The sequence below is a fragment of the Klebsiella sp. ZJOU C1 genome, assembly GCF_035620215.1.
GTDB lineage: Bacteria > Pseudomonadota > Gammaproteobacteria > Enterobacterales > Enterobacteriaceae > Klebsiella > Klebsiella variicola.
Window position 1 is genome coordinate 3,934,773 of sequence record NZ_CP141644.1, and the last position, 25,892, is coordinate 3,960,664.

Sequence of the window (25,892 nt, forward strand, 5' to 3'; positions counted from 1 at the left end):
GATAATTTTAAATTTTTTTCAACGTTTTATATAAATTAACAAACCTCAGATTATTACCTGTCAAAAATAATAATAATGCCCCCGCGGACTGTTTTTTATTGATATTATTTAACATCAAAATTACAAATCAGTCCCTATCGTATTAAGGATAGCGTTGTTTAGTCTGCCAACATTCTTCGTTCGCCCCTTCGCCACACAAACAAACCAGATAAATGATGGCAAAAAAGGCATATGGTCTACATATACGACCAAAAAAAGCATCATAAGCAGGTATAACCTACAACCTAAAACCGTAAGGGGCAGATAAATCAATTACGCTTAAAATCCTGCGTTAGCAAAATCTTCTCCTGCAAAGCCTTCAAAACAGCGGGGATGCGGAGTACATTGTTCCGTGCTGACTTCCACGGCAGGGAGTGGCGATAACAGCTAAAAGGTCAAGATTCATGTCCCCCATCGAAAAATCCAGCAAGTTAGAGAACGTCTGTTACGACATCCGTGGCCCGGTTCTGAAAGAAGCGAAACGTCTTGAGGAAGAAGGCAATAAAGTTCTGAAACTGAACATCGGCAACCCGGCGCCATTCGGCTTCGAGGCCCCTGACGAGATCCTCGTCGACGTCATCCGCAATCTGCCTACTGCCCAGGGTTACTGCGATTCGAAAGGGTTGTACTCGGCGCGCAAAGCCATTATGCAGCATTACCAGGCCCGGGGAATGCGTGATGTCACGGTAGAAGATATTTACATCGGCAACGGCGTGTCCGAACTGATTGTGCAGGCGATGCAGGCGCTGTTAAACAGCGGCGATGAGATGCTGGTTCCCGCGCCGGACTACCCACTGTGGACAGCGGCGGTGTCGCTTTCCAGTGGCAAAGCGGTCCACTATCTGTGTGACGAATCCGCTGACTGGTTCCCGGATCTTGACGATATCCGCGCAAAAATCACGCCGCGCACCCGCGGGATCGTGATCATTAACCCCAACAACCCCACCGGCGCGGTCTATTCCAAAGAACTGCTGCAGGAGATCGTCGAGATCGCCCGGCAGCATAACCTGATTATTTTCGCCGATGAGATCTACGATAAGATCCTCTACGACGAAGCCCAGCATCACTCGATTGCTGCTCTGGCGCCAGATCTGCTGACCGTGACCTTCAACGGACTGTCGAAAACCTACCGTGTTGCCGGTTTCCGTCAGGGGTGGATGGTGCTGAATGGCCCGAAAAAACACGCGAAGGGCTATATCGAAGGCCTGGAGATGCTGGCGTCGATGCGTCTGTGCGCCAACGTGCCGGCACAACATGCTATCCAGACGGCGCTGGGCGGCTACCAGAGTATCAGCGAATTCATCATTCCCGGCGGGCGCCTGTATGAACAACGCAACCGCGCCTGGGAGCTGATCAACGATATTCCGGGTGTCTCCTGCATGAAGCCAAAAGGCGCGTTGTATATGTTCCCGAAAATCGATGCCAAACGCTTCAATATTCACGACGACCAGAAAATGGTGCTCGACTTCCTGTTGCAGGAGAAAGTCCTGCTGGTGCAGGGTACCGCGTTCAACTGGCCGTGGCCGGATCATGTGCGCATTGTGACGCTGCCTCGTGAAGACGACCTGGAGATGGCGATCTCCCGCTTTGGCCGCTTCCTCTCCGGCTACCACCAGCTTTAATCGCTACGCCGCCGGCATTTGCATCCGGCGGCGATCCCTGCGCACAATGGAACCCGATGTTGTCACTGATTAAGGGTTCCTATGAGTCAGAGTCATTTCTTTGCCCACCTCTCCCGCCTGAAACTGATTAACCGCTGGCCGCTGATGCGCAACGTGCGCACCGAAAATGTCTCCGAACACAGTCTGCAGGTGGCGATGGTCGCCCATGCGCTGGCGGCAATTAAAAACCGTAAATTTGGCGGCCAGGTCAACGCCGAACGTATCGCCCTGCTGGCGATGTACCATGACGCCTCCGAAGTATTAACTGGCGACCTCCCTACCCCGGTGAAATATTTCAACTCCCAGATTGCCCAGGAATATAAGGCGATTGAGAAAATTGCTCAGCAAAAGCTGGTGGATATGGTCCCTGACGAGCTGCGCGATATTTTCGAGCCGCTGATTGATGAGCATCACTACAGTGAGGAAGAGCAGTCGATCGTTAAACAGGCTGACGCCCTCTGCGCCTACCTGAAGTGCCTCGAAGAGCTGTCTGCGGGTAACAACGAATTTCTGCTGGCCAAAGGCCGTCTGGAAAAGACGCTGGCGTCGCGGCGTAGCGCGGAGATGGATTACTTTATGCAGGTGTTTGTCCCGAGCTTCCAGCTGTCGCTGGATGAAATAAGCCAGGATTCGCCGCTGTAATTTTTCAGGCCGGGCAGCGGTTGCGCCCTACCCGGCCTGACCCCCTTAGAACGGAAACAGTACCGGGATCAGCAGCACGCAGACCACCATCACCAGTACGGTGAAGGGCACGCCAATCTTCACAAAGTCGCTGAAGGAATACTTACCCGGGCCAAGCACCAGGGTGTTGACCGGCGAGGAAACCGGAGTCATAAACGCCGCCGAAGCCGCCATCGCCACCACCATGGCGAAGGGATAGGGCGACACCCCCATTGACTTCGCTGCTGCCAGGGCTATAGGCGCCATCAGGACCGCGGTCGCGGTATTAGAGATGAACAGGCCTATCGCCGCGCACATTACAAACAGGCAGCCGAGCATCAGATAAGGCCCCTCGCTTCCGGCGACGTCCATCAGTCCCTTGACCACCAGATCTACCCCGCCGGTTTTCTGCAACGCCAGGGCAAACGGCATCATCCCGACAATCAAAATAATGCTTGGCCAGTGGATCGCCTTATAGGCGCTTTCGGCGTTGATGCAGCGGAATTTGCCCATCAGCAGGCAGGCGATGATCGCGGCAATCGGGTTGGGAATTTCATCAGTGAGCATCAGGGCTACCATCAACACCAGACAGAAAATCGCGTGCGGAGCCTGGCTGTGTGCCGGCGAAGCGTCATCCACTTCAACCGGCATATTGAGCACCACGAAATCACGCCCACGCTTCGCCAGCAGGGCAATTTGCCGCCAGTTGCCGACCACCAGCAGGATATCGCCGAGCTGCAGCGGCTCATCGACCACGGAACCATCCATCGCCTCGCCATCGCGCTTCATGCCGACGATATTGAGACCAAACCGGGTGCGGAACGCTATCTCACGCACCGTTTTACCAATCATCTCCGAATCCGGGATCAGCGACACCTCCGCCATGCCCACATCCAGCGCCTGATCGGCAAAATACTCGCCGCGCAGCACCATCGGCTCGAGCATCTGCTCACCACAGAACTGGCGTAAGTCGACATCGGAGGCGGACATATCGATCAGCAGGACATCGCGGGCGCGAAATTCCGATACCCCGTTGACGTTAACAATCACCCGACGGAACCGCCGCCAGCGTTCGACACCGATGACGTTGGCACAGTACCGCTCACGCAGCTTTAAATCATCCAGCCGCTGGCCGATCATCGGCGAACCGGGACGGATCGCCAGCCGGCGGGCGCGACCAGTGAGGTGATATTCGCGGATCAGATCGCGGAAGGTGCTTCTTTTTCGCCCATCGCGCGCGGATTCGCCATTCTCTGTCTTCAGCATAAAGCGCACCGCCAGCATATAGACGATGCCCAGGATCAGCACCACCAGGCCAATCGGCGTGACGCTGAAAAAACTGAAGCCGTGCAGCCCTTCTCGCAGCAGTTCACTGTTGACCACCAGATTGGGGGGCGTTGCGACCAGAGTCATCATCCCGCTGATAAGTCCGGCAAAGCTCAGCGGCATCATCAGCCGCGAGGGAGAGGTATTCATCCGCGCCGACACGCTGAGCACCACCGGAATGAAAATGGCGACCACCCCGGTTGAACTCATAAATGCACCCAGCCCGGCGACGGTGAGCATCAGGTAAACCAGCATCTTGGTTTCGCTGTTGCCCGCCACACTCACCAGCCACGCCCCCATCTTGGTGGCCACCCCGGTACGCACCAGGCCATCACCGATAATAAACAGGGCGGCAATCAGGATCACGTTAGGATCGCTGAACCCGGAAAAGGCTTCATTCAGCGTCAGCGTGCCGCTGAGGACGAAGGCGACAATGACCATCAGGGCGATAGCATCCATGCGCACCTTGCCGGTAGCAAACAGCACAACCGCGATAGCCAGAAGGGATAAAACCCAAATCAATTCACCGTTCACAACGTTTCCTTGTCACAAGTGGGAGTCGACATAGTGGCATAAAAAAGCCCCGGCAACGCGGGGCGAAATCATACGTTTACGCTTTAAGACGCACATTAACATAGCCGTCCGCCTGGCGTTCGATCACCAGATCGTCCAGGCTACTCAGCACGAGGTCGGCTTCATCCAGTCGAGGGGCATCGGCAGGCACGTTGACCGCGATGGTGCGACACCCCGCCGCCAGGCCGGAGAGCAACCCCGCCGGCGCATCTTCTACCACCGCGCACTGATCGGCCGGTAGTCCCAGCCGCTCGGCGCCCAGCAGATAGGCGTCCGGCGCCGGTTTTCCGTGTTTTACCTGCTCAGCGGTGATGAAGACCTCCGGCATCGGCAGGCCTGCCGCGCGATGACGCGCGTGGGCAACCGGCACCGACCCGGAAGTGACAATCGCCCATGGGATCCCAGCCTCATTGAGGGTACTCAGCAGGGTTAACGCCCCCGGCAGAGCGACAATGCCCTCGATATCAGTGGCTTCAATCTGCTCGAGGAAGCGGAATTCGGCCTGGATATCCTCCTCGCTACGACCCGGCATAAAATGGCGAATAGAGGTAATGGCCTGCTTGCCGTGAATAAAACTGAGAATTTCATCATGGTCAATGGCGAAACGATCGCCCCACTTACACCATGAACGCTCCACCACCGGCAAGGAATCCACCAGCGTCCCGTCTAAATCGAACAGGAAACCTTTACACTGCACGGGCACCTCCCTCAGGCATTGATAATTTGGTTAATTTCATTACTGCTCAGGTGATACTGGCGCGGACAGGCGTGCCAGACGCTCAGCATCCGCTGATATTTCTCCCACATCGGGGTCTGCGAGTTAAAGCCATGAGTGCCGGCGTCAAAATGGCTGTAGCGGCCTTCAATATTGACCATAAAGCGTACATAGCCGAGAAAACGCGCTTCGGTGGCGGCATCAAATCCGAGGAAGGTAACCCGACGCTCGTCGATACCCGCCGCGTCTTTCAGGTTGGTCCAGGAGACATGTAGCGCGTGGTACATCTCCATGATATCGATAACGGTACGGCAGGTTTCTTCCGTCAGCTGGCCAAACTCGCGGTCCAGTTCGCGCATCTGCAGCCCATACCCACGCTCAATGATGGTTTGCAGACGACGGTAGCGTTCCGCATTGTCCGGGTCGAGCATCGTCATCATTTTGTACTGATTGGATAAAATCAGACGCTGCGCATTGGTCATTTCCATGTTGTGACTCCTGTAGCACGGTAGGGCGTGAAATAAAGAAGGCGCATAAATCATGCGCCTTCTTTTATATGCGTTTTCCGTAGTGAATTACAAATCATCAAGGAAAGTTTTATCCAGTTGTTTGAAGGCGCGCTTAAGCGTGTCAGCCAGCGCCTGATAATCGGGCTTGCCTTCGACCGGCGCCAGCGCCTGCCCCGCCTCCTGCAGTTTGCCGCGCACTTCGTAAAACCAGTTAAGAATGGAGGGCGGCAGCGGCGTCACCGAACGCTTACCCAACCACCATAATCCCTGCATCGGCAGGCTCAGGGCAAACAGCGCGGTGGCGACAGCGGGACCCAGCTGGCCGCCCAGGGCTATCTGCCAGCACAGCGTAAAAATGGCGATCGGCGGCATGATACGGATAGCATAGCGGGTGGCACGAATAATGCGGTTTTCGATAAACACCGGCGCGAGGCGCTTGTCGAGAGGCCAGGTCTTTGCGTAATGCTGCCCGCGGTTGAACAAGCTAAAGAAGCTAACGGGGCGTTTCTCAGGGGTCGACATGGCTTTACCTCAACTTTACATATAAAACTTAAAAAATTCGTGCAAAACACCAACTATGCATGACATCGTTCAAAAGATTTTGGCAAAGGATGCCGCAATCAGGTATCCTGTGCCCGCCTGAAAGGGCGGATAGACTCTTTTGCCAGGCTAGTCAAATTATCGCATATTCTGCCATTGGCTGAAAATTATGCAAAATGGCATAAAATCAAATGTACTTCTCTCATCGTGCCCGAAAACAGAACAAGGCATGATGTTAATCATAAATGTCGAGGTCATCCTGCGCTACGCTAATGACACACTGACGTTTTTTTAGCCACGTATCATAAAAAGGTACTTCCATGTCGAGTAAGTTAGTACTGGTTCTGAACTGCGGTAGCTCCTCTCTGAAATTTGCTATCCTTGATGCCGTTAACGGCGACGAATATCTGTCCGGTTTAGCGGAATGCTTCCACCTGCCGGAAGCCCGTATCAAATGGAAAATTGACGGCGGCAAGCAAGAAGCTGAATTAGGCGCCGGTGCCGCGCACAGTGAAGCACTGAACTTTATCGTTAACACTATTCTGGCACAAAAACCAGAACTGTCTGCTCAGCTGACCGCAATCGGCCACCGTATCGTACACGGCGGTGAAAAATACACCAGCTCCGTGGTGATCGACGAGTCTGTGATTCAGGGTATTAAAGACGCAGCGTCTTTCGCACCGCTGCACAACCCGGCACACCTGATCGGCATCGCTGAAGCGCTGAAATCCTTCCCGCATCTGAAAGACAAAAACGTGGCCGTATTCGATACGGCGTTCCACCAGACCATGCCGGAAGAATCCTATCTCTACGCCCTGCCGTACAGCCTGTACAAAGAGCATGGCGTTCGTCGTTACGGCGCGCACGGCACCAGCCACTTCTATGTGACTCAGGAAGCCGCTAAGATCCTGAACAAGCCGGTGGAAGAGCTGAACATCATCACCTGCCACCTCGGCAACGGTGGTTCTGTTTCCGCTATCCGTAACGGTAAATGCGTTGATACCTCTATGGGGCTGACGCCGCTGGAAGGTCTGGTGATGGGTACCCGCTCCGGCGACATCGACCCGGCAATCATCTTCCATCTGCACGACACCCTGGGCATGAGCGTTGACGCGATCAACAAAATGCTGACCAAAGAGTCCGGCCTGCTGGGTCTGACCGAAGTCACCAGCGACTGCCGCTACGTGGAAGACAACTACCAGGAAAAAGCCGACGCTAAACGCGCGATGGACGTCTACTGCCACCGCCTGGCGAAATACATCGGCTCCTACACCGCGCTGATGGACGGTCGTCTCGACGCCGTTATCTTCACCGGCGGTATCGGTGAAAACGCCGCGATGGTGCGTGAACTGTCGCTGGGCAAACTGGGCGTCCTGGGCTTCGAAGTTGACCACGAACGTAACCTGGCTGCCCGTTTCGGCAAGTCTGGCTTCATCAACAAAGAAGGCACCCGTCCTGCCGTGGTTATCCCGACCAACGAAGAACTGGTCATCGCGCAAGACGCCAGCCGTCTGACCGCTTAATTCCACACCGCCAGCCATAACCTTCAATAATTCGAGCTGCAGGAAGGCGGCGACGCAGCAAATCCCCGGTGGCGTACACCACGTACGCCACCGGGGTGAGCAAGTAGAGCCAACGCGCATGCAACTTGAAGTATGACGGGTAGCTGGTGGTGCTGTTTTGTATCCCGCCTGATACTGGCGGTAACGAAAGAGGATATACCGTGTCCCGTACTATCATGTTAATTCCTACCGGTACCAGCGTAGGCCTGACCAGCGTCAGCCTCGGTGTGATCCGTGCTATGGAACGCAAAGGCGTTCGTCTGAGCGTCTTTAAACCAATCGCCCAACCGCGCTCCGGTGGCGATGCGCCAGACCAGACCACCACCATCGTTCGCGCCAGCTCCTCCACGACCACCGCCGCTGAACCGCTGAAGATGAACCACGTTGAATCTCTGCTCTCCAGCAATCAGAAAGATGTGCTGATGGAAGAGATCATCGCCAACTATCACGCGAACACTCAGGATGCGGAAGTAGTACTGGTGGAAGGCCTGGTGCCGACCCGTAAGCATCAGTTCGCGCAGGCGCTGAACTTTGAAATCGCCAAAACGCTGAACGCGGAAATCGTCTTCGTGATGTCGCAGGGCACCGATACGCCAGAGCAGCTGAACGAGCGTATTGAACTGACCCGCAACAGCTTTGGCGGCGCGAAAAACACCAGCATTACCGGCGTTATCGTCAACAAATTGAACGCACCGGTCGACGAGCAGGGCCGTACCCGTCCTGACCTGTCAGAAATCTTCGACGACTCGTCGAAAGCGAAAGTCGTGAAGATCGACCCGGCTCAGCTGCAGAAAGGCAGCACCCTGCCGGTGCTGGGCGCGGTGCCGTGGAGCTTCGATCTGATCGCCACCCGCGCGATCGACATGGCGCATCACCTGAATGCCACCATCATCAACGAAGGCGATATCAACACCCGCCGCGTGAAATCCGTGACCTTCTGCGCGCGCAGCATCCCACACATGCTGGAGCACTTCCGTGCAGGCTCGCTGCTGGTCACCTCGGCAGATCGTCCTGACGTGCTGGTCGCTGCCTGCCTGGCCGCGATGAACGGCGTGGAAATCGGCGCCATCCTGCTGACCGGCGGCTATGAAATGGACGCGCGCATCAGCAAGCTGTGCGAACGTGCCTTCGCCACCGGCCTGCCGGTGTTTATGGTCAATACCAATACCTGGCAGACCTCCCTGAGCCTGCAGAGCTTCAACCTCGAAGTACCGGTTGACGATCACGAGCGCATCGAGAAAGTTCAGGAATACGTGGCCAACTACATCAACGCCGACTGGATCGAATCGCTGACCGCGACCTCCGAGCGCAGCCGTCGTCTCTCCCCGCCAGCCTTCCGCTACCAGCTGACCGAGCTGGCGCGCAAAGCCGGCAAACGCGTTGTCCTGCCGGAAGGCGACGAACCGCGTACCGTGAAAGCCGCCGCTATCTGTGCGGAACGTGGCATCGCTACCTGTGTGCTGCTGGGTAACCCGGATGAGATCAACCGCGTTGCCGCAGCGCAGGGCGTTGAGCTGGGCGCGGGTATCGAAATCGTCGACCCGGAAGTGGTTCGCGAAAGCTACGTGGCTCGCCTGGTCGAACTGCGTAAGAGCAAGGGCATGACCGAAGCCGTCGCTCGCGAGCAGCTGGAAGACAACGTGGTTCTCGGCACCCTGATGCTGGAACAAGACGAAGTCGACGGCCTGGTGTCCGGCGCGGTTCACACCACCGCCAACACCATTCGTCCGCCGCTGCAGCTGATCAAAACCGCACCGGGCAGCTCGCTGGTCTCTTCCGTATTCTTCATGCTGCTGCCGGAACAGGTTTATGTCTACGGCGACTGCGCGATCAACCCGGATCCGACGGCAGAACAGCTGGCGGAAATCGCTATTCAGTCCGCTGACTCCGCAATTGCTTTCGGTATCGAACCGCGCGTAGCGATGCTCTCCTACTCCACCGGTACCTCCGGCGCGGGTAGCGATGTCGAGAAAGTCCGCGAAGCGACCCGTCTGGCGCAGGAAAAACGTCCTGACCTGATGATCGATGGCCCGCTGCAGTACGACGCCGCCGTCATGGCTGACGTGGCGAAATCCAAAGCGCCGAATTCGCCGGTTGCTGGCCGCGCGACCGTGTTCATCTTCCCGGATCTGAACACCGGTAACACCACGTACAAAGCGGTACAGCGCTCTGCCGACCTGATCTCCATCGGGCCGATGCTGCAGGGTATGCGCAAGCCGGTCAACGACCTGTCTCGTGGCGCCCTGGTTGACGATATCGTCTATACCATCGCTCTGACCGCGATCCAGTCAGCTCAGCAGCAGAAGTAATTCCCCGCTGAGATAAAAGCAAAAGGCAGCCAGATGGCTGCCTTTTTTCGTCAGGAGGCGAGCAGCTGTTGCTGCTGCGCGATTGCGGTATTACTCGCCCTCTTCCGCGTCATCATACTCATTACCCGCGTTACGGGTCATCCACAGCGCCAGCGCTTTCAGCGAGTCCGGCGTGAATTCATCGCAGCGGGCGGTGATCTCTTCCGGCGTTAACCAACACACCTCGCTGACCTCTTCTTCCTGCAGCGCAAATGGCCCATGCGAGACGCAGCTGAACAGGCTTCCCCAGACGCGACAGAACTTATCTTCGTAGTAAAACTGACCGTGATCGGCAAACGGTACTCCCGCGATGCCTAACTCTTCTTCGGCCTCGCGACGGGCAGACTCCAGCAGTTGCTCATCGGCCTGAACGACGCCTCCGGCGGTGGCATCCAGCATGCCCGGATGAAAGTCTTTTGTCTCGGTGCGTCGCTGCACCAGAATTTTTCCCATTCCGTCGTGAACGACGATATAGGTCGCCCGGTGACGCAGGCACTGCGCGCGCATCTGCTCGCGGCTGGATTGTGCTATCACCTCATTGTTTTCATTAACAATATCGACCCATTCTGTGCTTGCCAAATGATTCTGTTCCGCCATCAGGAAACCTTACTTTGAAAGCGCTCTCGCGGCGCGTCTTTATGATTGAGGGCTAAATTACGGGTAAATTGCGACCTCTGCAATAACCTGATTATCATTGAGTGCTAAAACCTGCAGACGCCCCTGATCCAGCAGCCCATAGCTGGCGGAATATCCCCCTTTCGGGATACTCACTGAGCCAGGGTTAAACAGGTAGATCGCACCGCGTTTTTCCGCAACCGGAATATGAGTATGGCCGTAAGCCAGAACATCGCCAGCGTCCAGCGGCGGCAAATTTTCCGGGCTATAAAGATGGCCATGGGTCAGAAACAGGCGGTAGCGTTCGCTGAGCACCTGTTGCCAGGGCGCGGTCATGGGAAAACGAAGTAGCATCTGATCCACTTCGCTGTCGCAATTGCCGCGAACGGCAATAATGCGCTCCGCCACGCTGTTAAGCCGCTCGGCCACCTCCGCCGGCGCATACCCTTCCGGCAGCGCATTGCGTGGCCCGTGATTGAGCACATCGCCGAGAATAATAAGCCACCTGGCGCCGCTTTGCGCGAACCGTTCAAGCACGCGTTCCGTAGCGGGCAGCGAACCATGAATATCGGAGGCAAACATCAGTTTCATAGATTCCATCTCCACTGGTTACGATGCCACTATGATAGCGGAAGCGCGGCGGGCGATCAGCCTGCACGTTTGGCGGAAAGCGCCACGTAACGCTGGATTGAAGCCCGCTGCCACTGAAAAGTCGCATAATCGGCCAGCGTCTCCGGCACCTCATCGCCATTGAGAACCAGACGATTGAGCATCAGCGCCAGGTCGGCGTCGGCAATGGACCATTCGCCAAATAAATTTTGCCCGCCGTGGGCCAGCAGCATGGCGGCGGTGGTAAACAGTTTTTCCGCAGATTGCTTGCCTGCCTCGCTGAGGGCCGGCATTTTCGCCCCGCCAAACACCACGGCGGTGGATCGCTCTTCACGAATCGGCACCAGATCGCTGCGCAGCCAGGCCTGGATCTGCCGGGCGCGGGCGCGTTTTTGCAGATCATGCGGGTAAATGCGCTCCCACTCCGGCGGGGCGAAACGCTCATCCAGATACTCGGTAATCGCCGAGGACTCGCTCAGCGCGAAATCATCAACCTCCAGCAGCGGTACGCGACGGGTGGCGGTATAGCCCGTCCAGCCGGCCTGCAGATGTTCGCCGCGGTTCAGGTCGACGGTTTTAAGGCTAAAAGGCAGGCTCTTTTCCTGCAGGGCGACATAGACAGACATCACATACGGTGAGAAAAAATCGGCATCGGACCACAGGGTAATCACAGGCTGGCTCATGGCTTCCTCAAGGATGGTAGACAGGACAATAAGCCAACATAGCCTGGCTTGCCGGGGATGTCACTGCTCGTCCGCGCGTCAGCATCACGTGGCTGCCTCCAGACCGATGCGCCGCTCGCGGATTTCCTCCCGGGTTGCGCAGCTTCACCTATACTCGAACAGTTTGCGACCCACGACGGCGGGAAATATTATGATCGATCTCTACTATGCACCCACCCCAAACGGCCACAAAATCACCCTGTTTCTCGAAGAGGCGCAGCTGGCCTATCGGCTAATTCGGGTCGATATCGGCAAAGGGGAACAGTTTCATCCACAGTTTCTGGCGATTTCGCCGAATAACAAAATCCCGGCGATTGTCGACCATATGCCTGTCGATGGCGGAGCGCCGTTGAGCGTCTTCGAGTCCGGCGCCATCCTGCTCTATCTGGCGGAGAAAAGCGGCAAGCTGCTGAGCGGTGAACTGCGGGAGCGCTATATTACTCTGCAATGGCTATTCTGGCAGGTCGGCGGTCTTGGGCCGATGCTGGGACAAAATCAGCATTTTGCCCACTCGGCGCCGCAAACGGTGCCCTATGCCATTGAACGTTTTCAGGTGGAAACCCAGCGACTGTACGGGGTTCTCAACCACCGCCTCGAAGCCAGTCCGTGGCTTGGCGGCGACCATTACAGCATCGCCGATATTGCCGCCTGGCCCTGGGTCAACAGCCATGTCCGACAGCGTATCGATCTGACGAACTATCCGGCGGTGCATAACTGGTATGAGCGCATTAAGCAGCGACCGGCGACCATTGAAGCGATGCTAAAAATTCAGCCTTATTAACCCCCTGCTCGCCCGTCGCGCTTTGTTGTATGATTGCAGAACTTACAACACGGAGGAAGCCTGCAATGTCTCAACCAGACGCCATTATTCGTATTAAGAACCTGCGCCTGCGTACTTTTATTGGAATTAAAGAGGAAGAGATCGCCAACCGCCAGGACGTGGTGGTGAATGTGGCGATTCACTATCCCGCCGATAAGGCGCGCGATAGCGAAGACATCAATGATGCGCTGAACTACCGCACCATTACCAAGCGCATCATCAGCCATCTTGAGAATGGCCGTTTCTCGTTGCTGGAAAAATTAACTCAGGATGTGCTGAATATCGCATGCGAACATCACTGGGTCACATATGCTGAAGTGGAGATCGATAAACTTCATGCGCTACGCTATGCCGACTCGGTGTCGATGACCATGAGCTGGCGGCGATAACGATGTCAGGGAGGTGGTATGAAGATCCTGCTTACGGGTGGCACCGGCCTGATTGGCCGACATCTGATACCCCGGTTGCTGGAGCTGGGGCATAGCGTCACGGTTTCCACGCGGCACCCGGATAGCGCCCGCGCCCGCCTCGATCCGCGCGTCACGCTGTGGCGCGATTTCGAAGGCCATCACCACCTCAATGATATTGATGCCGTTATTAATCTGGCAGGTGAGCCCATAGCTGATAAACGCTGGACGGCCGAGCAGAAACAACGCTTGTGCCATAGCCGCTGGGATCTCACTCAGCGGCTGGTGGGCCTGATCCACGCCAGCGACACGCCTCCCTCCGTGCTGATCAGCGGGTCTGCCACCGGCTACTACGGCGATCTCGGCGAGGTGGTGGTGACCGAAGAAGAACCACCGCACAATGAGTTTACCCATAAGCTTTGCGCCCGCTGGGAGCAAATTGCCTGCGAAGCGCAAAGCGAACGTACCCGCGTCTGCCTGCTGCGCACCGGCGTGGTACTGGCCCCGCGGGGCGGTATTCTCGGCAAAATGACGCCCGCCTTTAAGCTCGGCCTCGGTGGGCCTATCGGCAGCGGCAGACAGTATCTGGCCTGGATCCATATCGACGATATGGTTAACGGCATTCTGTGGCTGCTGGATAACGATCTACGCGGTCCGTTCAATATGGTTTCTCCCTACCCAGTGCATAACGAACAGTTCGCCCACGCCTTGGGTCATGCGCTCAATCGACCAGCCATTTTCCGCGTTCCTGCCGCTGCTATTCGCCTGCTGATGGGTGAGTCTGCCGTCCTGGTGCTCGGTGGCCAGCGCGCGCTGCCTAAGCGACTGGAAGCCGCTGGCTTCGCCTTCCGCTGGTACGATCTGGAAGAAGCGCTAAAGGATGTGCTGCGTTAATGGCTGACACAGGGGAGCATTGGCTCCCCTGATTCCATTCTGCTGGCTCATGCTCCACGCCTGGATGGCGGCCTCACCCTGGCGCTGCAGCATCGCCATATTCACGACAAATAGCGCCCTTAATCGCCTGAATTCACCGCCAGCCGGCCGGTTCGCCGATGTTACCTGGCGAAGCAAAGTGCTAAGGTAGGCTTTTCTTTCTGCGTATTGACTGCTTTATGACAACCATCACCACACCACGCCTTTCGCTTACCCGCTTTGTTACCGATGACTGGCCCTTTTTTCTGCGCCTGCGCCAGGATCCGCTGGTGATGCGTTTTATGGGGGAAGTGTTAAGCGAGACGGCGCTACGCAGCGTGTTTGCCAGCCGCTGTGCCGATCCCGGGGTGTTTGTTTTGCGTGATAAACGCGGCGACGCGCTGGGCGATATTGGGCTACGCATCAGTCCGAAAAATCCGCACGAGGCTGACGTCGGCTACGCCCTGTTACCGCAGGCTCAGGGAAGAGGCTATGCCAGCGAAGCGCTGCGCGCGATCTGCGATTATGGTTTCAGCACGCTGGGGGTGCAGGCCATCAATGCCTGGGTGCTGAGTGAAAATCATGGCTCATCGCGCCTGCTGGAGAAGCAAGGCTTTGTGCGCACCCAGGTGCTGGAGAAAGCCTATCATCTGAACGGCATCGATTACGATGACTGGATCTATCGGCTGGAGCGGGAAGCTCACCCGACGCCTACAGACGCCGGGTGAGCCGGTTATTTCAGCGACCCTTTCAGAAACTGCTGCAGGCGCGGGCTTTTCGGCGCGCCAAACAGCGCGTCCGGATGCCCTTCTTCTTCAATTTTGCCCTGATGCAGGAAAATAACATGCGAAGAGACGTGGCGGGCAAAGCCCATTTCGTGGGTCACCACCACCATGGTTTTTCCCTCTTCCGCCAGCTGCTGCATGATACGCAACACTTCGCCCACCAGTTCCGGATCCAGAGCGGACGTTGGCTCATCAAACAGCAGCACTTCCGGCTCCATCGCCAGCGCGCGGGCAATCGAGACACGCTGCTGCTGGCCGCCGGAGAGATGCACCGGGTATTTCGCCTGCTGACGTTCGTCAATCCCGACCTTGGCCAGGTATTTTACCGCGCGATCGCGCGCTTCCTGTTTGCTTAAGCCCAGCACCTGAATCGGCGCCTCCATGACGTTCTCCAGCACCGTCATATGGCTCCACAGATTGAAATGCTGGAACACCATGGTCAGGCGGGTGCGCAGCAGGCGCAGCTGGTTCTTATCAGCCACCTTCAGCTGGCCGTCCTTATCCCGCACCAGGCCAATATTCTGGCCACTGACGACGATCGTGCCTTCGCTCGGTTTTTCAAGGAAGTTAATGCAGCGCAAAAAGGTACTTTTTCCGGAACCCGATGAACCGATGATACTGATAACGTCCCCGGCTTTCGCCTGCAGGGAGACGCCCTTCAGCACCTCGTGTTCCCCATAGCGTTTGTGCAGATCGATAACGTTTAATTTATTGTCGGACATGGCGTTCTCAATGCGTCGAAGAAGGTTTGATATGCTGCAACCAGCGCTTTTCCGCTTTACGGAACAAGCTAATCAGCACATACGAGATAATTAAATAGAGCACCGCGGCGATGCCAAAGGCAGTGAACGGCTGATAGGTCGCGGAGTTAATATCGCGAGCGATTTTCAGCAGATCCGGCACCGTAGCGGTAAACGCCAGCGCGGTGGAGTGCAGCATCAGGATCACTTCGTTACTGTAGGCCGGTAGCGCAATGCGCAGCGCGGAAGGCAGAATAATGCAGCGGTACAGTTTGACGGACGAGAAGCCGTAGGCCCGTGCCGCTTCAATTTCTCCGGCAGGTACTGAGCGGATCGCCCCGGCGAAAATTTCAGTGGTATAGGCGCAGGTATTCAGGGTTAACGCCAGCACCGTGCAGTTTAGCCCGCTGCGGAAAAAAGCGTTCAGCAGCTCCGTGCCTTTGACGATTTCCAGGGTATACATGCCGGAGTAAAAAACCAGCAGTTGTACATACAGCGGCGTGCCGCGAAAGATGTAAGTGAACAACCAGATGGGGAACTGGATAAATTTATTGCTCGAGACGCGGCCAATGGCCAGAAACACCGCCAGAATGCCGCCCATCACCACCGAAGAGATCAGCAACCATAAGGTAATCGCCACGCCGGTAAAGCGATAGCCGTCGGTCCACAGCAGTGATTTCCAGTACTCCTGAATAATTTCAATCACAGGTCAGCCCTCTTCACGCCAACGGTATAGCGGCGTTCGAGCAGCAGCAGTACGCCATTAGAAAGGGTGGTAAACACCAGATAAATCAGGCCGCAGACGATGGCGAAATAGAACGGCTGCCAGGTGCTTTTCCCGGCCAGCTGCGTGGCTTTGACCACATCCTCCAGCCCCAGCAGCGAGACCAGCGCCGTTGCCTTGAGAATAACCTGCCAGTTGTTGCCGATCCCCGGCAGCGCGTAGCGCATCATCGCCGGGAACAGAATACGCCGGAACGTCTGCCCGCCGCTAAAGCCAAAGGCGGTAGCCGCTTCGATATGCCCCTTCGGCACCGCAAGGTAGGCGCCGCGGAAAGTTTCCGTAAAATAGGCACCATAGATAAAGCCGAGGGTAATAATCCCGGCGATCATCGGATCGATATCAAACTGCGCCATGCCCAGCGCATCGGTGACGCTGTTCAGCGCAATCTGCAGGCCATAGAAAATCAGCAGCATCAGCACCAGATCGGGCACGCCGCGAATCAGTGTGGTATAGCCTTCAAATACCAGCGCCAGAGGACGGTTGCTCGATAACTTTGCGCCAGCGCCCGCCAGCCCTATCAGGACGGCGAGAACGACCGAGCTAAGCGCAAGCTCCAGGGTGACGAGCGCACCCTGCAAAATAACCTGTGAAAACCCATACAGCATGCTGCCTACCCTGTCTGTCATTCACCATTGCGCGCGAAACGCACGCAATGGTGAGGCGTGAGAATTATTCGCCGTATACGTTAAAATCGAAGTATTTTTTCGCCAGTTTGTCGTAGGTGCCGTCCTTACGCATCTCTGCAAACGCCTTATTCAGCGCTTCACGCAGTTCGTTGTCTTCCTTACGCAGCCCCATACCGGTACCGACGCCGAACAGCTTCTCGTCTTTAATCGATGGTCCGCCAAACTGGTAATCTTTACCGATAGGCTGTTTCAGGAACCCTTCGCTGGCCGCGACCTCATCCTGGAACGCGGCGTCGATACGGCCGGCGGTCAGGTCGGAATAGATATTGTCCTGCCCCTGATAGGAGACAATTTCGATACCTTTCGGCGCCCAGTGCTCATTGCCATAGGTTTCCTGAGTCGTCCCCTGCAGCACACCCACGCGCTTACCCTTCAGGGTGGCGAGATCCGGCGTTACCGGGCTGCCTTTTTTCACCACCAGACGCGAATCTGCCGCGTACAGCTTGTCGGTGAAGGCAATTTCCTGCTGGCGCTTTTCGGTAATCGACAGCGAAGACATAATCGCGTCGATTTTCTTCGCTTTTAAGGAGGGGATCAGTGCATCCAGCGGGTTTTCAACAAAGGTACATTGGGTATTAATACGCTTACACAGCTCTTTTGCCAGATCGATATCAAAACCCACCAATTCCCCCTGCGCATTCTTCGATTCGAAGGGGGCATAAGTCGGATCGGTGCCAATACGAATTTTTTGCGGAATGGCGGCAAAGACTGTGGAAACGCTGGAAAGGGCCAGCGCTAAAGAGAGAGACAACGCCAGTTTTTTCATAACTATCCTCGACAGACTGTCATTCTAACGGGTTTATTAGAACTATTTACGCCAGTTATCGTGCCATTATTCGCCCCTTGAGGGCAAAGATTTATGCACCAGAAAGGCCGATTTTTTGCATCAGAAACGCTTAACTATGCATTTTTTAGCCAAAAAACTGGCTGCTTTTGCACTGAAATGATCCACAGCGTGTTTGGATGCACCCTTTTGGGGCATGGATACGAACCTGGCGGCAGGCCCACCCTATTGTGCGGGCCTGCAGCAGTCTTAGTCGCCGTAAACGTTAAAATCGAAGTATTTCTTCGCCATTTTGTCGTAGGTGCCGTCTTTACGTATCTCGCCCAGCGCTTTATCAAACGCAGCTTTCAGTTCGACGTCGTCCTTACGCAGACCGATACCGGTACCATCGCCAAAGTACTTTTTATCTTTCACCGACGGGCCGGCGAAGGCGAAATCTTTCCCGGCAGGCTGTTTCAGGAAGCCTTCGCTGGCGGCGACTTCATCCTGCAGCGCCGCATCCAGACGGCCAGCTGCGAGATCTGAATAGATCAGATCCTGGTTCTGGTAGGCCACCACGTCAACGCCCTGGCTGCGCCAGCGGTCATTGGCATAGGCTTCCTGAGTAGAACCTTGCAGCACCCCGACGTGCTTGCCTTTCAGCGCCTCCAGCGTCGGCTGGATCGGCGACCCTTTGGCGGCGATCAGACGCGAGTCAGCGGCATAAAGCTTGTCAGAGAAAGCGATCTCTTGCTGACGCTTCTCGGTAATGGAGAGCGAAGAGATGATGGCGTCAATTTTCTTCGCCTTGAGGGAGGGGATCAGGGAGTCAAAATCACTGCCGACCCAGGTACATTTCACCTTAATTCGGGAGCACAGTTCATTGCCTAAATCGATATCAAAACCAACAAAGTCCCCTTTTGCGTCTTTCGACGAAAATGGCGCATAGGTCGCGTCAGTGCCAATGCGAATGCTCTGCGGCAGAGCAGCAAACACGCTGGCTGTGCTGCTCATTCCCACGAGTAAAGAGAGAGCCAGAATCGTCTTCTTCATACAGTACCCTTAAGTGTCGTGTCGTGATGTGGTGCGTTGCTTGTTATGGTGATTGCCGATCAATCCTGCAGTTTTTGTGCCATCTTCCCGGTGCGTGCCGGGAACAGGGTTAAATTTGTTAAAATAAAGTTGCAGGATTGTCTTGGAAGGGAAGATACCAGCATTACTGGCGAAACCGCAGTGCCTCAGCGCAAAAAGACGAAATAAATGTCGAGGATTTGATCGGGACGACAAATTTGCACCACTGCGGCGCAAGCGTACATTGACTGCACTTATTTAGTGCAATCCTGTGCCCCCTGCCAGCGAGTAAACAAGTCTTGAGACAGGCTAATATCGAACTGATCGAGCACCCGGTTGACGGTTTGGTTGATGACATCATCCAGGCTTTGCGGCCGATGATAAAAGGCCGGCACCGGCGGCATTATCACCGCCCCGAGCTCCGCGGCCTGAACCAGCAGTCGCAGATGGCCGAGATGGAACGGGGTCTCCCGCACGCAGAGCACCAGCGGACGACGCTCCTTCAGCACGACATCGGCCGCCCGCGTCAATAGGCCATCCGTATAGCTATGGACAATGCCAGAGAGCGTTTTCATTGAGCAGGGTAAAATCACCATCCCGGCGGTTTTAAACGAACCGGAAGAGATACTGGCGGCGATATCGCGGGCGTCATGCACCACATCGGCCAGCGCCTGCACGTCGCGCACGCTGAAGTCGGTCTCGAGGGCCAGCGTTTGCCGTGCCGCCTGGCTGAGGATCAGATGGGTCTCAATCTCCGGCACATCCCGCAACACCTGCAGCATCCGCACGCCATAGATAGCGCCGCTGGCGCCAGAAATGCCAATAATCAGTCGTTTCACGTTCTGTTACCCCTTGCGCGTGTGCCGCAGACTTTGCCGGATTATAGCCTGTGGCGCAACTATTGATGCGCAGTTGATGGGCGAAAAAAAGCCCGCCGTCCCTCAGGAGCGGCGGGCCGCGACGCGCGAACGGGTTAACCCTCGTTGTGCATCTCGAGGTTTTCGACTTCGTTCTGCAGCTGGACCGCTTTGGCATCATCGTTACGCAGGGAGTCAAGATAGTCGAGGTACTGCTGGTCGACATCCCGGGTCACATATACGCCGTTGAAGACAGAACATTCAAACTGTTGAATATCCGGGTTCTCCGCGCGCACTGCGTCGATCAGATCGTTGAGATCCTGGAAAATCAGGCCATCGGCACCGATGATCTGGCGGATCTCATCCACTTCGCGGCCATGGGCGATCAGTTCGTTGGCGGTCGGCATATCGATACCATACACGTTCGGGAAACGAATTTCCGGCGCAGCGGAGGCCAGATACACTTTTTTCGCCCCCGCTTCGCGCGCCATCTCAATGATCTGCTCCGAGGTGGTGCCGCGTACAATGGAATCATCGACCAGCAGCACGTTCTTATCGCGGAATTCCGCACGGTTGGCGTTGAGCTTACGGCGAACAGATTTACGACGCAGCTGCTGACCGGGCATGATAAACGTCCGGCCGACGTAGCGGTTCTTCACAAAGCCCTGACGATAAGGTTTGTCGAGAATGCGGGCGATTTCCAGCGCGATGTCGCAGGAGGTCTCCGGGATCGGGATAACGACGTCAATATCCAGATCTTCCCACTCGCGGGCAATCTTTTCGCCCAGCTTAGTCCCCATGTTGACGCGGGCGCTGTAGACGGAAATTTTGTCAATAAACGAGTCCGGACGGGCAAAATAGACGTACTCGAACAAGCATGGGTTGCTGACCGGATTATCGGCACACTGACGGGTATACAGCTGGCCTTTCTCAGTAATATAGACCGCTTCGCCCGGCGCGACATCGCGCAGGAATTCAAAACCAAGCGTATCAAGCGCCACGCTTTCCGAGGCCACCATATACTCGGTGCGGCCGTCGCCAACGTCACGTTTACCCAGCACCAGCGGACGAATGCCGTTAGGGTCGCGGAAGGCCACCATGCCATGACCGATGATCATCGCGACGCACGCGTACGCGCCGCGGATCAGACGGTTGGTCGCCGCAATCGCAGCGAAGATGTTGTCCGCTTCCAGCGGGTAGTGACGGAAGTTATCCAGCTCACTGGCGAAAATATTGAGGAGGATTTCGGAATCAGAGGTGGTATTGATATGGCGGCGTTTTTCTTCAAACAGCTTTTTACGCAGCTCGTGCGCATTGGTCAGGTTGCCGTTATGCGCCAATGTGATGCCATACGGCGAGTTAACGTAAAACGGCTGCGCCTCGGAGGCGCTGGAGCTGCCCGCCGTAGGATAACGCACGTGGCCAATACCCATATTGCCCTGCATACGCTGCATGTGGCGGGCTTCGAATACGTCGCTTACCAGCCCGTTAGCCTTACGCAACCGGAAGCAGTTGTTGGCATCAATGGTGATGATGCCAGCGGCATCCTGTCCACGGTGCTGGAGCACCGTTAGCGCATCATAAATCGACTGGTTAACCGGCATAACACCGGCGATACCGACAATACCGCACATACGTCTTTTCCTCGTTCAGCAACGACCCAAAGTCTATACTTTAGGCAAGAAACTTGACGAGCTTTGCAGGTATTCAAAAAACCATCTGATGACAGGGGTAAAATAGGGAATAAACTGCGACTGATGCCAGTCATCGCTCTTCGCCATCCCGGTAAAGGTGTCCAGGAAGAACAAGATAGCGGCGATGATCAGCACCCCACGTAGCGCGCCGAAGCAGATCCCCAATACCCTGTCGGTTCCTGACAAACCGGTCTTCTCCACCAGCTGGCCTATCACATAGTTCACGATAGCGCCAACGATGAGCGTCACGATAAACAGCGCCGCAATAGCAATCCCATTTCGAACCCGTTCATCCTCAAAGCCCGTAAACCAGACAGACAGGTCAGCGTAGTAATGGCTGGCGACATAAAACGCGCAACCCCACGTCACTAACGATAAAGCTTCGCGAACAAAGCCGCGGATCAGGCTGACCAGGCAAGAAAGACCCAGCACCGCCATAATGGCGTAATCAATCCAGACCATATACGTCCCACGATTTACGCCCTGTCGTCCAGTTCGGGGCGCATTCTAACAGAAAAAGAAAACGTTTGCGTAGGGATTTCCATGCCCTACAGAAATAAAAATGGCGCTGAAAAAACATTCAACGCCAGACTGCCTTTCGCCTCTTGAGGGCGGCTGAGACAGGGTTTGCGGGGCGTTTCTCCCCGCCACGTTCTCTCCGCATGGCGGAAAAAACAATCAGTTTGGGGTGAAGCCCATCACGACCCCGCTAAGCCCGGAGATCTGCTGTAGATCGCCCAGCTGGCCTTTCAGCTTGTCTTTTGACGCATCCGGGCCGACGAGGATGCGGGTAATTTTACCCTGTACCGGCGTCGAAGGCGACGTATAGACTTTGAACCCCGAGGCCCGCAGTTTACCCACAATCTCATTCACCTTATCGGCGTTCTTCAACGCGCCCAGCTGAACCACATAGGCTTTCCCGGTCGGCGCCGGCAGGGCCGCCTGCTGCTGCGGTGGCTGTTGCTGCTGTGGCTTAGCCGGCGGCGGCGTTGGCGTCGCGGCCTGCTGTTGCGGCTGCGGCTGTGGTTTCGGCTGCGGCTTGGGCTGCGGTTTCGCGGCCACCACCGGCTCCTGAACGTCGTCGAAGCTGTTGCTGTTCACCGGAATACGCGATGGATCTAACGATGGCGCGGCGGCATCACCCGCCCGCACCTCTTCCGCCGCTCCTTCCGGCGGTTGCGAAGGCAACGCCTGGGTCGCCGCTGGCAACATATCCGGTTCATCGCGATCGCCCGGTTTCGGCACCAGCGGGATCGCGGCAAACTCATCCTGGTAATGCTTTTTCTGCCCGTCCAGCAGCCCTGGCAGGATAATCACCCCCAGCGCCACCAGCACGATTGTCCCGACTAAACGGTTCTGAAACTTACTCGCCACCGATTCTCCCCGCGTCTATCTCTTCCATAACCTGCGCTACGGTGTGAAACGAACCACACACCAGCACGGTATCTTCCACTTTAGCGTCAGCCATGGCCGCATGCCACGCCTGCGCCACGCTGGTATAGACTGTGCCGCCACGCAAATGTTCCACCAGCTGCTCCGCCGTCGCGCCGCGCGGGCCTTCCAGCGGCGCGCAGTACCAGGCGTCGACTTCCGGGGCCAGATTGGCCAGCGTACCGGCAATGTCCTTATCATGCAGCATACCAATAACCGCCAGCACGCGTCCCGTTTTCGCTAACGTTTTGAGACGCCCGGCGAGATAGGCCGCCGCGTGCGGGTTATGCGCTACATCGAGGATCACCCGCGGGGCATCGCTGATTATCTGAAAACGGCCCGGCAACATCGCGTCGCGGATCCCATCGCGGAGGATGGCGTCATCCACGGCCAGCCCGCTGGCGCGCAGCGCCGCCACGGCCGTCGCCGCATTCGGCAACGGCACCTGAGGCAACGGCAGGCGGCTTAACGCCCCGGCCGCGTCGCGGAAGGACCACGTATCGTCCTCCACCTCATAGCACCAGTCGACGCCGCGGCGCTGGAGCAGCGCGCCTTTCTCGCTGGCCACGTCGGCAATGGTGTGCGGCATATCCGGCTCACCCACCACCGCCGGTTTACCGGCGCGAAAGATACCCGCTTTTTCCCGGCCGATACTTTCGCGATCCGGCCCCAGCCAGTCGGTATGATCGAGGGCGATGCTGGTGACCACCGCGACGTCGGCATCTACGATATTGGTGGCGTCGAGACGGCCACCCAGCCCGACTTCAAGGATCACCACATCCAGCTGCGCCTGCTTAAACAGCCATAGCGCCGAGAGCGTGCCGTACTCAAAATAGGTCAACGAGATGTCACCGCGCGCGGCTTCGATTTCAGCAAACGAGGCCGTATGCGCGGCCTCCGGCAGTTCCGCTCCCTGAATGCGCACGCGTTCGGTGTAGCGCACCAGATGCGGGGAGCTGTAGACCCCCACTTTATAGCCGGCCGCCATCAGGACGGTTTCCAGCGTGCGGCAGGTGGTGCCTTTGCCATTGGTGCCCGCGACGGTAAAAACAAATGGCGCCGGTTTAACGATATCCATCTGCCCGGCGACCTCGCTGACGCGCGCCAGGCCCAGGTCGATGGTTTTACTGTGCAGATGTTCCAGATAAGAAAGCCACGTAGCCAGGGGCGACGTGGCCTGAGGAATAGGATCTTTTTCCATGATGCCCGTAAGAATTGACGGTTAACGCGTATGAATAAAAAAGGGCAGCGCCGCCAGGCCCTGCCCTCTGCTTTATCAGGCCTCAGGTTCCTGATCCGGTGCCGGCGGCACCACCACGCCTTCATGAGGCGCTTCCGAAACGGCAACCGGCGCCGGCAGGTTCATCAGCTTCGCCAGAATGCTGGCCAGCTTGAGACGCATTTCCGGGCGGCGAACGATCATATCGATCGCCCCTTTTTCAATCAGAAACTCGCTGCGCTGGAATCCCGGCGGCAGCTTCTCGCGTACGGTCTGCTCAATTACGCGAGGACCGGCAAAGCCGATCAGCGCTTTCGGCTCGGCAATGTTCAGATCGCCCAGCATCGCAAAGCTCGCCGATACGCCGCCCATGGTCGGGTCGGTCAGCACGGAGATGTACGGCAGCCCGCGCTCCTGCATTTTCGCCAGTGCGGCGGAGGTTTTCGCCATCTGCATCAGCGACATCAGCGCTTCCTGCATACGGGCGCCGCCGGAGGCGGAGAAGCAGATCAGCGGGCAGTTGTCTTCCAGCGCCTGCTCCACGGCGCGCACAAAGCGTGCGCCGACGACGGAACCCATCGAGCCCCCCATAAAGGAGAACTCAAAGGCGGCGGCAACCACCGGCATCGCGTAGAGCGTACCTTTCATTACCACCAGCGCGTCTTTCTCGCCCGTCTCTTTCTGAGCGGACGCCAGGCGGTCTTTGTATTTTTTTGAATCGCGGAACTTCAGCACATCTTTTGGCTCAAGTTCGCTACCCAGTTCTACCAGAGAACCTTCATCCAACAGGCTATGCAGGCGATTACGCGCCGACATGCGCATATGGTGATCGCACTTAGGACAAACCTCCAGGTTGCGCTCCAGCTCGGCGCGGTAGAGTACCTGACCGCAGCTATCGCACTTGGTCCATACACCCTCAGGAATGCTCGCCTTGCGGGTGGGAGTGATGTTGCTTTTAATTCGTTCAATCCAGCTCATTGATAACCTTTCTGCCTGAACCTGGTCGATGCCAGTTTTGTCGTAAGGGGCGCATAATGCCATTTTTGCCTCTTACAGACCATGAATGTTGCACATTAAATCATATCATCCCGGAACATGGGATAAAAAAGTGGTCAAACCGCTGCGCGCGACGATCATGCTCGGTCACGCGCAGCGCAGGGCGAACTACTTCGCCTGCTTTGACGCCGCCCGCTTATGGCGGATGATCTCAATCACACCCGGCAGGACGGAGAGGACGATGATCGCCACGATCAGCAGCTTCAGGTTCTCCTGCACCACCGGCAGATCGCCAAACAGATAGCCGGCGTAGGTGAACAGCAGCACCCACAGCAGCGCCCCGACCACGTTATAGGCTGCAAAATGACGATAGGACATATGCCCCATTCCCGCCACAAACGGCGCGAAGGTTCGGACTATCGGCACAAAGCGCGCCAGGATAATGGTTTTTCCGCCGTGACGTTCATAGAAGCTATGGGTTTTATCCAGATAGCTACGACGGAAAATCTTCGAGTTCGGATTACTAAACAGCTTCTCGCCGAACAGTCGGCCAATGGTGTAGTTGACCGCATCGCCGACGATGGCTGCGATGACCATCAGCAGTACCATCAGGTGAACATTGAGATCGTTCGTCGGCAGCGCCGAGAGCGCGCCCGCGACGAACAGCAAGGAATCGCCCGGCAGGAATGGCGTCACCACCAGCCCGGTTTCGCAGAACAGAATCAAAAACAGAATGGCATAAACCCAGACGCCGTACTGGGCAACCAGTTCGGCAAGGTGCACATCAATATGCAGGATGAAATCAATTAAAAAGTGAATCAAGTCCATGTTTGTCTTTACCCTTAATG

Annotated in this window: 29 protein-coding genes; 9 read left to right on the forward strand and 20 right to left on the reverse strand. The window is 56.5% G+C overall.

Going from position 1 to position 25,892, the window contains the following annotated elements:
* Positions 1–443: 443 nt before the first annotated feature.
* Both alaA and yfbR read left to right on the forward strand, forming a co-directional pair.
* The gene (gene alaA / locus SPE70_RS18760) at positions 444–1,661 is read left to right on the forward strand and encodes an alanine transaminase AlaA (protein ID WP_008803944.1); all 1,218 of its coding nucleotides are present in this window, start codon (positions 444–446) and stop codon (positions 1,659–1,661) included.
* Positions 1,662–1,742: 81 nt separating this feature from the next.
* Positions 1,743–2,342 (forward strand): 5'-deoxynucleotidase, encoded by a 600-nt coding sequence (gene yfbR / locus SPE70_RS18765; protein ID WP_002913188.1) that lies wholly within the window; start codon positions 1,743–1,745, stop codon positions 2,340–2,342.
* Between the two features lie 45 nt (positions 2,343–2,387).
* Here the strand turns inward: yfbR and SPE70_RS18770 are convergent, their stop codons facing one another.
* The 4 genes from SPE70_RS18770 to yfbV all read right to left on the reverse strand — a co-directional run bounded on the left by SPE70_RS18770 (position 2,388) and on the right by yfbV (position 6,005).
* Complete coding sequence (locus SPE70_RS18770; RefSeq protein WP_008803943.1) at positions 2,388–4,220, reverse strand: SLC13 family permease; 1,833 nt, start codon at positions 4,218–4,220, stop codon at positions 2,388–2,390.
* A gap of 76 nt (positions 4,221–4,296) precedes the next feature.
* Positions 4,297–4,956 carry a sugar phosphatase gene (locus tag SPE70_RS18775; protein WP_008803942.1) on the reverse strand — a complete coding sequence of 220 codons (660 nt, stop codon included), beginning with the start codon at positions 4,954–4,956 and terminating at the stop codon, positions 4,297–4,299.
* Positions 4,957–4,967: 11 nt separating this feature from the next.
* On the reverse strand, positions 4,968–5,462 hold the full coding sequence (locus SPE70_RS18780; protein WP_012540982.1) for a YfbU family protein: 495 nt from the start codon (positions 5,460–5,462) through the stop codon (positions 4,968–4,970).
* An 87-nt stretch (positions 5,463–5,549) separates the two neighbouring features.
* On the reverse strand, positions 5,550–6,005 hold the full coding sequence (gene yfbV, locus SPE70_RS18785; protein WP_002913194.1) for a terminus macrodomain insulation protein YfbV: 456 nt from the start codon (positions 6,003–6,005) through the stop codon (positions 5,550–5,552).
* A 338-nt stretch (positions 6,006–6,343) separates the two neighbouring features.
* Here yfbV and ackA point away from each other — a divergent pair, with 338 nt between their 5' ends.
* Both ackA and pta read left to right on the forward strand, forming a co-directional pair.
* Positions 6,344–7,546 carry an acetate kinase gene (gene ackA / locus SPE70_RS18790; RefSeq protein ID WP_008803940.1) on the forward strand — a complete coding sequence of 401 codons (1,203 nt, stop codon included), beginning with the start codon at positions 6,344–6,346 and terminating at the stop codon, positions 7,544–7,546.
* Positions 7,547–7,746: 200 nt separating this feature from the next.
* On the forward strand, positions 7,747–9,894 hold the full coding sequence (gene pta, locus SPE70_RS18795; protein ID WP_008803939.1) for a phosphate acetyltransferase: 2,148 nt from the start codon (positions 7,747–7,749) through the stop codon (positions 9,892–9,894).
* A 90-nt stretch (positions 9,895–9,984) separates the two neighbouring features.
* On the opposite strand, the gene yfcD is transcribed toward pta, so the two are convergent.
* The 3 genes from yfcD to yfcF are packed head-to-tail and all read right to left on the reverse strand — an operon-like array spanning position 9,985 to position 11,840.
* Positions 9,985–10,530 (reverse strand): NUDIX hydrolase YfcD, encoded by a 546-nt coding sequence (gene yfcD / locus SPE70_RS18800; protein ID WP_012540981.1) that lies wholly within the window; start codon positions 10,528–10,530, stop codon positions 9,985–9,987.
* Positions 10,531–10,587: 57 nt separating this feature from the next.
* A complete protein-coding gene (gene yfcE, locus SPE70_RS18805; protein WP_012967508.1) occupies positions 10,588–11,139 on the reverse strand; it encodes a phosphodiesterase in 552 nt (183 codons plus the stop codon).
* A 56-nt stretch (positions 11,140–11,195) separates the two neighbouring features.
* The gene (gene yfcF / locus SPE70_RS18810; RefSeq protein ID WP_012967507.1) at positions 11,196–11,840 is read right to left on the reverse strand and encodes a glutathione transferase; all 645 of its coding nucleotides are present in this window, start codon (positions 11,838–11,840) and stop codon (positions 11,196–11,198) included.
* A 190-nt stretch (positions 11,841–12,030) separates the two neighbouring features.
* Between yfcF and yfcG the strand changes: the two genes are divergently transcribed.
* The 3 genes from yfcG (at position 12,031) to SPE70_RS18825 (ending at position 14,000) form a co-directional block, all read left to right on the forward strand.
* A complete protein-coding gene (gene yfcG / locus SPE70_RS18815; protein ID WP_064170365.1) occupies positions 12,031–12,660 on the forward strand; it encodes a GSH-dependent disulfide bond oxidoreductase in 630 nt (209 codons plus the stop codon).
* Positions 12,661–12,725: 65 nt separating this feature from the next.
* Positions 12,726–13,088 carry a dihydroneopterin triphosphate 2'-epimerase gene (gene folX, locus SPE70_RS18820; RefSeq protein WP_002913200.1) on the forward strand — a complete coding sequence of 121 codons (363 nt, stop codon included), beginning with the start codon at positions 12,726–12,728 and terminating at the stop codon, positions 13,086–13,088.
* A gap of 18 nt (positions 13,089–13,106) precedes the next feature.
* Positions 13,107–14,000, forward strand: coding sequence for a TIGR01777 family oxidoreductase (locus SPE70_RS18825; protein WP_008803933.1), 894 nt, complete (start codon positions 13,107–13,109; stop codon positions 13,998–14,000).
* On the opposite strand, the gene SPE70_RS18830 is transcribed toward SPE70_RS18825, so the two are convergent.
* A complete protein-coding gene (locus SPE70_RS18830; protein WP_046621444.1) occupies positions 13,980–14,099 on the reverse strand; it encodes a hypothetical protein in 120 nt (39 codons plus the stop codon). The genes SPE70_RS18825 and SPE70_RS18830 overlap by 21 nt on opposite strands.
* Before the next feature lie 119 nt (positions 14,100–14,218).
* Here SPE70_RS18830 and SPE70_RS18835 point away from each other — a divergent pair, with 119 nt between their 5' ends.
* Positions 14,219–14,746: a GNAT family N-acetyltransferase gene (locus SPE70_RS18835; protein WP_008803932.1), complete on the forward strand. Its 528-nt coding sequence runs from the start codon at positions 14,219–14,221 to the stop codon at positions 14,744–14,746.
* A gap of 5 nt (positions 14,747–14,751) precedes the next feature.
* Here SPE70_RS18835 and hisP read toward each other — a convergent pair whose 3' ends face one another.
* From hisP to argT, 5 genes are all read right to left on the reverse strand, one after another.
* Positions 14,752–15,525 (reverse strand): histidine ABC transporter ATP-binding protein HisP, encoded by a 774-nt coding sequence (hisP, locus tag SPE70_RS18840; RefSeq protein ID WP_008803931.1) that lies wholly within the window; start codon positions 15,523–15,525, stop codon positions 14,752–14,754.
* A gap of 7 nt (positions 15,526–15,532) precedes the next feature.
* Entirely contained in the window at positions 15,533–16,249 is a 717-nt protein-coding gene (gene hisM, locus SPE70_RS18845; RefSeq protein ID WP_002913207.1) for a histidine ABC transporter permease HisM, read from the reverse strand.
* Entirely contained in the window at positions 16,246–16,932 is a 687-nt protein-coding gene (locus tag SPE70_RS18850; RefSeq protein WP_004201769.1) for a histidine ABC transporter permease HisQ, read from the reverse strand. The genes hisM and SPE70_RS18850 overlap by 4 nt, the downstream gene beginning before the upstream one ends.
* Before the next feature lie 64 nt (positions 16,933–16,996).
* Positions 16,997–17,779: a histidine ABC transporter substrate-binding protein HisJ gene (gene hisJ / locus SPE70_RS18855; protein WP_002913209.1), complete on the reverse strand. Its 783-nt coding sequence runs from the start codon at positions 17,777–17,779 to the stop codon at positions 16,997–16,999.
* Between the two features lie 267 nt (positions 17,780–18,046).
* Positions 18,047–18,829 carry a lysine/arginine/ornithine ABC transporter substrate-binding protein ArgT gene (gene argT, locus SPE70_RS18860; protein ID WP_008803930.1) on the reverse strand — a complete coding sequence of 261 codons (783 nt, stop codon included), beginning with the start codon at positions 18,827–18,829 and terminating at the stop codon, positions 18,047–18,049.
* Positions 18,830–18,874: 45 nt separating this feature from the next.
* On the opposite strand from argT, the gene SPE70_RS18865 reads away from it, so the two are divergent.
* Positions 18,875–19,036: a hypothetical protein gene (locus tag SPE70_RS18865; RefSeq protein ID WP_012540975.1), complete on the forward strand. Its 162-nt coding sequence runs from the start codon at positions 18,875–18,877 to the stop codon at positions 19,034–19,036.
* 65 nt (positions 19,037–19,101) lie between these two features.
* On the opposite strand, the gene SPE70_RS18870 is transcribed toward SPE70_RS18865, so the two are convergent.
* The 7 genes from SPE70_RS18870 to SPE70_RS18900 form a co-directional block, all read right to left on the reverse strand.
* Positions 19,102–19,686 (reverse strand): UbiX family flavin prenyltransferase, encoded by a 585-nt coding sequence (locus SPE70_RS18870; RefSeq protein ID WP_008803929.1) that lies wholly within the window; start codon positions 19,684–19,686, stop codon positions 19,102–19,104.
* Between the two features lie 134 nt (positions 19,687–19,820).
* Positions 19,821–21,338, reverse strand: coding sequence for an amidophosphoribosyltransferase (gene purF, locus SPE70_RS18875; protein ID WP_002913213.1), 1,518 nt, complete (start codon positions 21,336–21,338; stop codon positions 19,821–19,823).
* 33 nt (positions 21,339–21,371) lie between these two features.
* On the reverse strand, positions 21,372–21,860 hold the full coding sequence (gene cvpA, locus SPE70_RS18880) for a colicin V production protein (protein WP_002913214.1): 489 nt from the start codon (positions 21,858–21,860) through the stop codon (positions 21,372–21,374).
* 216 nt (positions 21,861–22,076) lie between these two features.
* A complete protein-coding gene (dedD, locus tag SPE70_RS18885; RefSeq protein ID WP_008803928.1) occupies positions 22,077–22,772 on the reverse strand; it encodes a cell division protein DedD in 696 nt (231 codons plus the stop codon).
* Positions 22,762–24,030 (reverse strand): bifunctional tetrahydrofolate synthase/dihydrofolate synthase, encoded by a 1,269-nt coding sequence (gene folC / locus SPE70_RS18890; protein ID WP_032730857.1) that lies wholly within the window; start codon positions 24,028–24,030, stop codon positions 22,762–22,764. Before folC ends, dedD begins: the two co-directional genes overlap by 11 nt.
* 75 nt (positions 24,031–24,105) lie before the next feature.
* Positions 24,106–25,026: an acetyl-CoA carboxylase, carboxyltransferase subunit beta gene (accD, locus tag SPE70_RS18895; RefSeq protein WP_002913220.1), complete on the reverse strand. Its 921-nt coding sequence runs from the start codon at positions 25,024–25,026 to the stop codon at positions 24,106–24,108.
* 186 nt (positions 25,027–25,212) lie between these two features.
* On the reverse strand, positions 25,213–25,872 hold the full coding sequence (locus SPE70_RS18900; protein WP_008803926.1) for a DedA family protein: 660 nt from the start codon (positions 25,870–25,872) through the stop codon (positions 25,213–25,215).
* Positions 25,873–25,892: the final 20 nt, after the last annotated feature.

Excerpts from the sequence above, each read along its gene's own strand:
- yfcF (WP_012967507.1), bottom strand. The coding sequence starts at position 11,840 with ATGAGCCAGCCTGTGATTACCCTGTGGTCCGATGCCGATTTTTTCTCA.
- SPE70_RS18780 (WP_012540982.1), bottom strand. The coding sequence starts at position 5,462 with ATGGAAATGACCAATGCGCAGCGTCTGATTTTATCCAATCAGTACAAA.
- SPE70_RS18865 (WP_012540975.1), top strand. The coding sequence starts at position 18,875 with ATGGTGATTGCCGATCAATCCTGCAGTTTTTGTGCCATCTTCCCGGTG.
- yfcG (WP_064170365.1), top strand. The coding sequence starts at position 12,031 with ATGATCGATCTCTACTATGCACCCACCCCAAACGGCCACAAAATCACC.
- ackA (WP_008803940.1), top strand. The coding sequence starts at position 6,344 with ATGTCGAGTAAGTTAGTACTGGTTCTGAACTGCGGTAGCTCCTCTCTG.
- yfbV (WP_002913194.1), bottom strand. The coding sequence starts at position 6,005 with ATGTCGACCCCTGAGAAACGCCCCGTTAGCTTCTTTAGCTTGTTCAAC.
- SPE70_RS18835 (WP_008803932.1), top strand. The coding sequence starts at position 14,219 with ATGACAACCATCACCACACCACGCCTTTCGCTTACCCGCTTTGTTACC.
- SPE70_RS18825 (WP_008803933.1), top strand. The coding sequence starts at position 13,107 with ATGAAGATCCTGCTTACGGGTGGCACCGGCCTGATTGGCCGACATCTG.
- SPE70_RS18830 (WP_046621444.1), bottom strand. The coding sequence starts at position 14,099 with ATGGCGATGCTGCAGCGCCAGGGTGAGGCCGCCATCCAGGCGTGGAGC.
- cvpA (WP_002913214.1), bottom strand. The coding sequence starts at position 21,860 with ATGGTCTGGATTGATTACGCCATTATGGCGGTGCTGGGTCTTTCTTGC.
- argT (WP_008803930.1), bottom strand. The coding sequence starts at position 18,829 with ATGAAGAAGACGATTCTGGCTCTCTCTTTACTCGTGGGAATGAGCAGC.
- accD (WP_002913220.1), bottom strand. The coding sequence starts at position 25,026 with ATGAGCTGGATTGAACGAATTAAAAGCAACATCACTCCCACCCGCAAG.
- alaA (WP_008803944.1), top strand. The coding sequence starts at position 444 with ATGTCCCCCATCGAAAAATCCAGCAAGTTAGAGAACGTCTGTTACGAC.
- hisJ (WP_002913209.1), bottom strand. The coding sequence starts at position 17,779 with ATGAAAAAACTGGCGTTGTCTCTCTCTTTAGCGCTGGCCCTTTCCAGC.
- yfcD (WP_012540981.1), bottom strand. The coding sequence starts at position 10,530 with ATGGCGGAACAGAATCATTTGGCAAGCACAGAATGGGTCGATATTGTT.
- hisP (WP_008803931.1), bottom strand. The coding sequence starts at position 15,525 with ATGTCCGACAATAAATTAAACGTTATCGATCTGCACAAACGCTATGGG.
- folC (WP_032730857.1), bottom strand. The coding sequence starts at position 24,030 with ATGGAAAAAGATCCTATTCCTCAGGCCACGTCGCCCCTGGCTACGTGG.
- SPE70_RS18900 (WP_008803926.1), bottom strand. The coding sequence starts at position 25,872 with ATGGACTTGATTCACTTTTTAATTGATTTCATCCTGCATATTGATGTG.
- SPE70_RS18850 (WP_004201769.1), bottom strand. The coding sequence starts at position 16,932 with ATGCTGTATGGGTTTTCACAGGTTATTTTGCAGGGTGCGCTCGTCACC.
- purF (WP_002913213.1), bottom strand. The coding sequence starts at position 21,338 with ATGTGCGGTATTGTCGGTATCGCCGGTGTTATGCCGGTTAACCAGTCG.
- folX (WP_002913200.1), top strand. The coding sequence starts at position 12,726 with ATGTCTCAACCAGACGCCATTATTCGTATTAAGAACCTGCGCCTGCGT.
- yfbR (WP_002913188.1), top strand. The coding sequence starts at position 1,743 with ATGAGTCAGAGTCATTTCTTTGCCCACCTCTCCCGCCTGAAACTGATT.
- yfcE (WP_012967508.1), bottom strand. The coding sequence starts at position 11,139 with ATGAAACTGATGTTTGCCTCCGATATTCATGGTTCGCTGCCCGCTACG.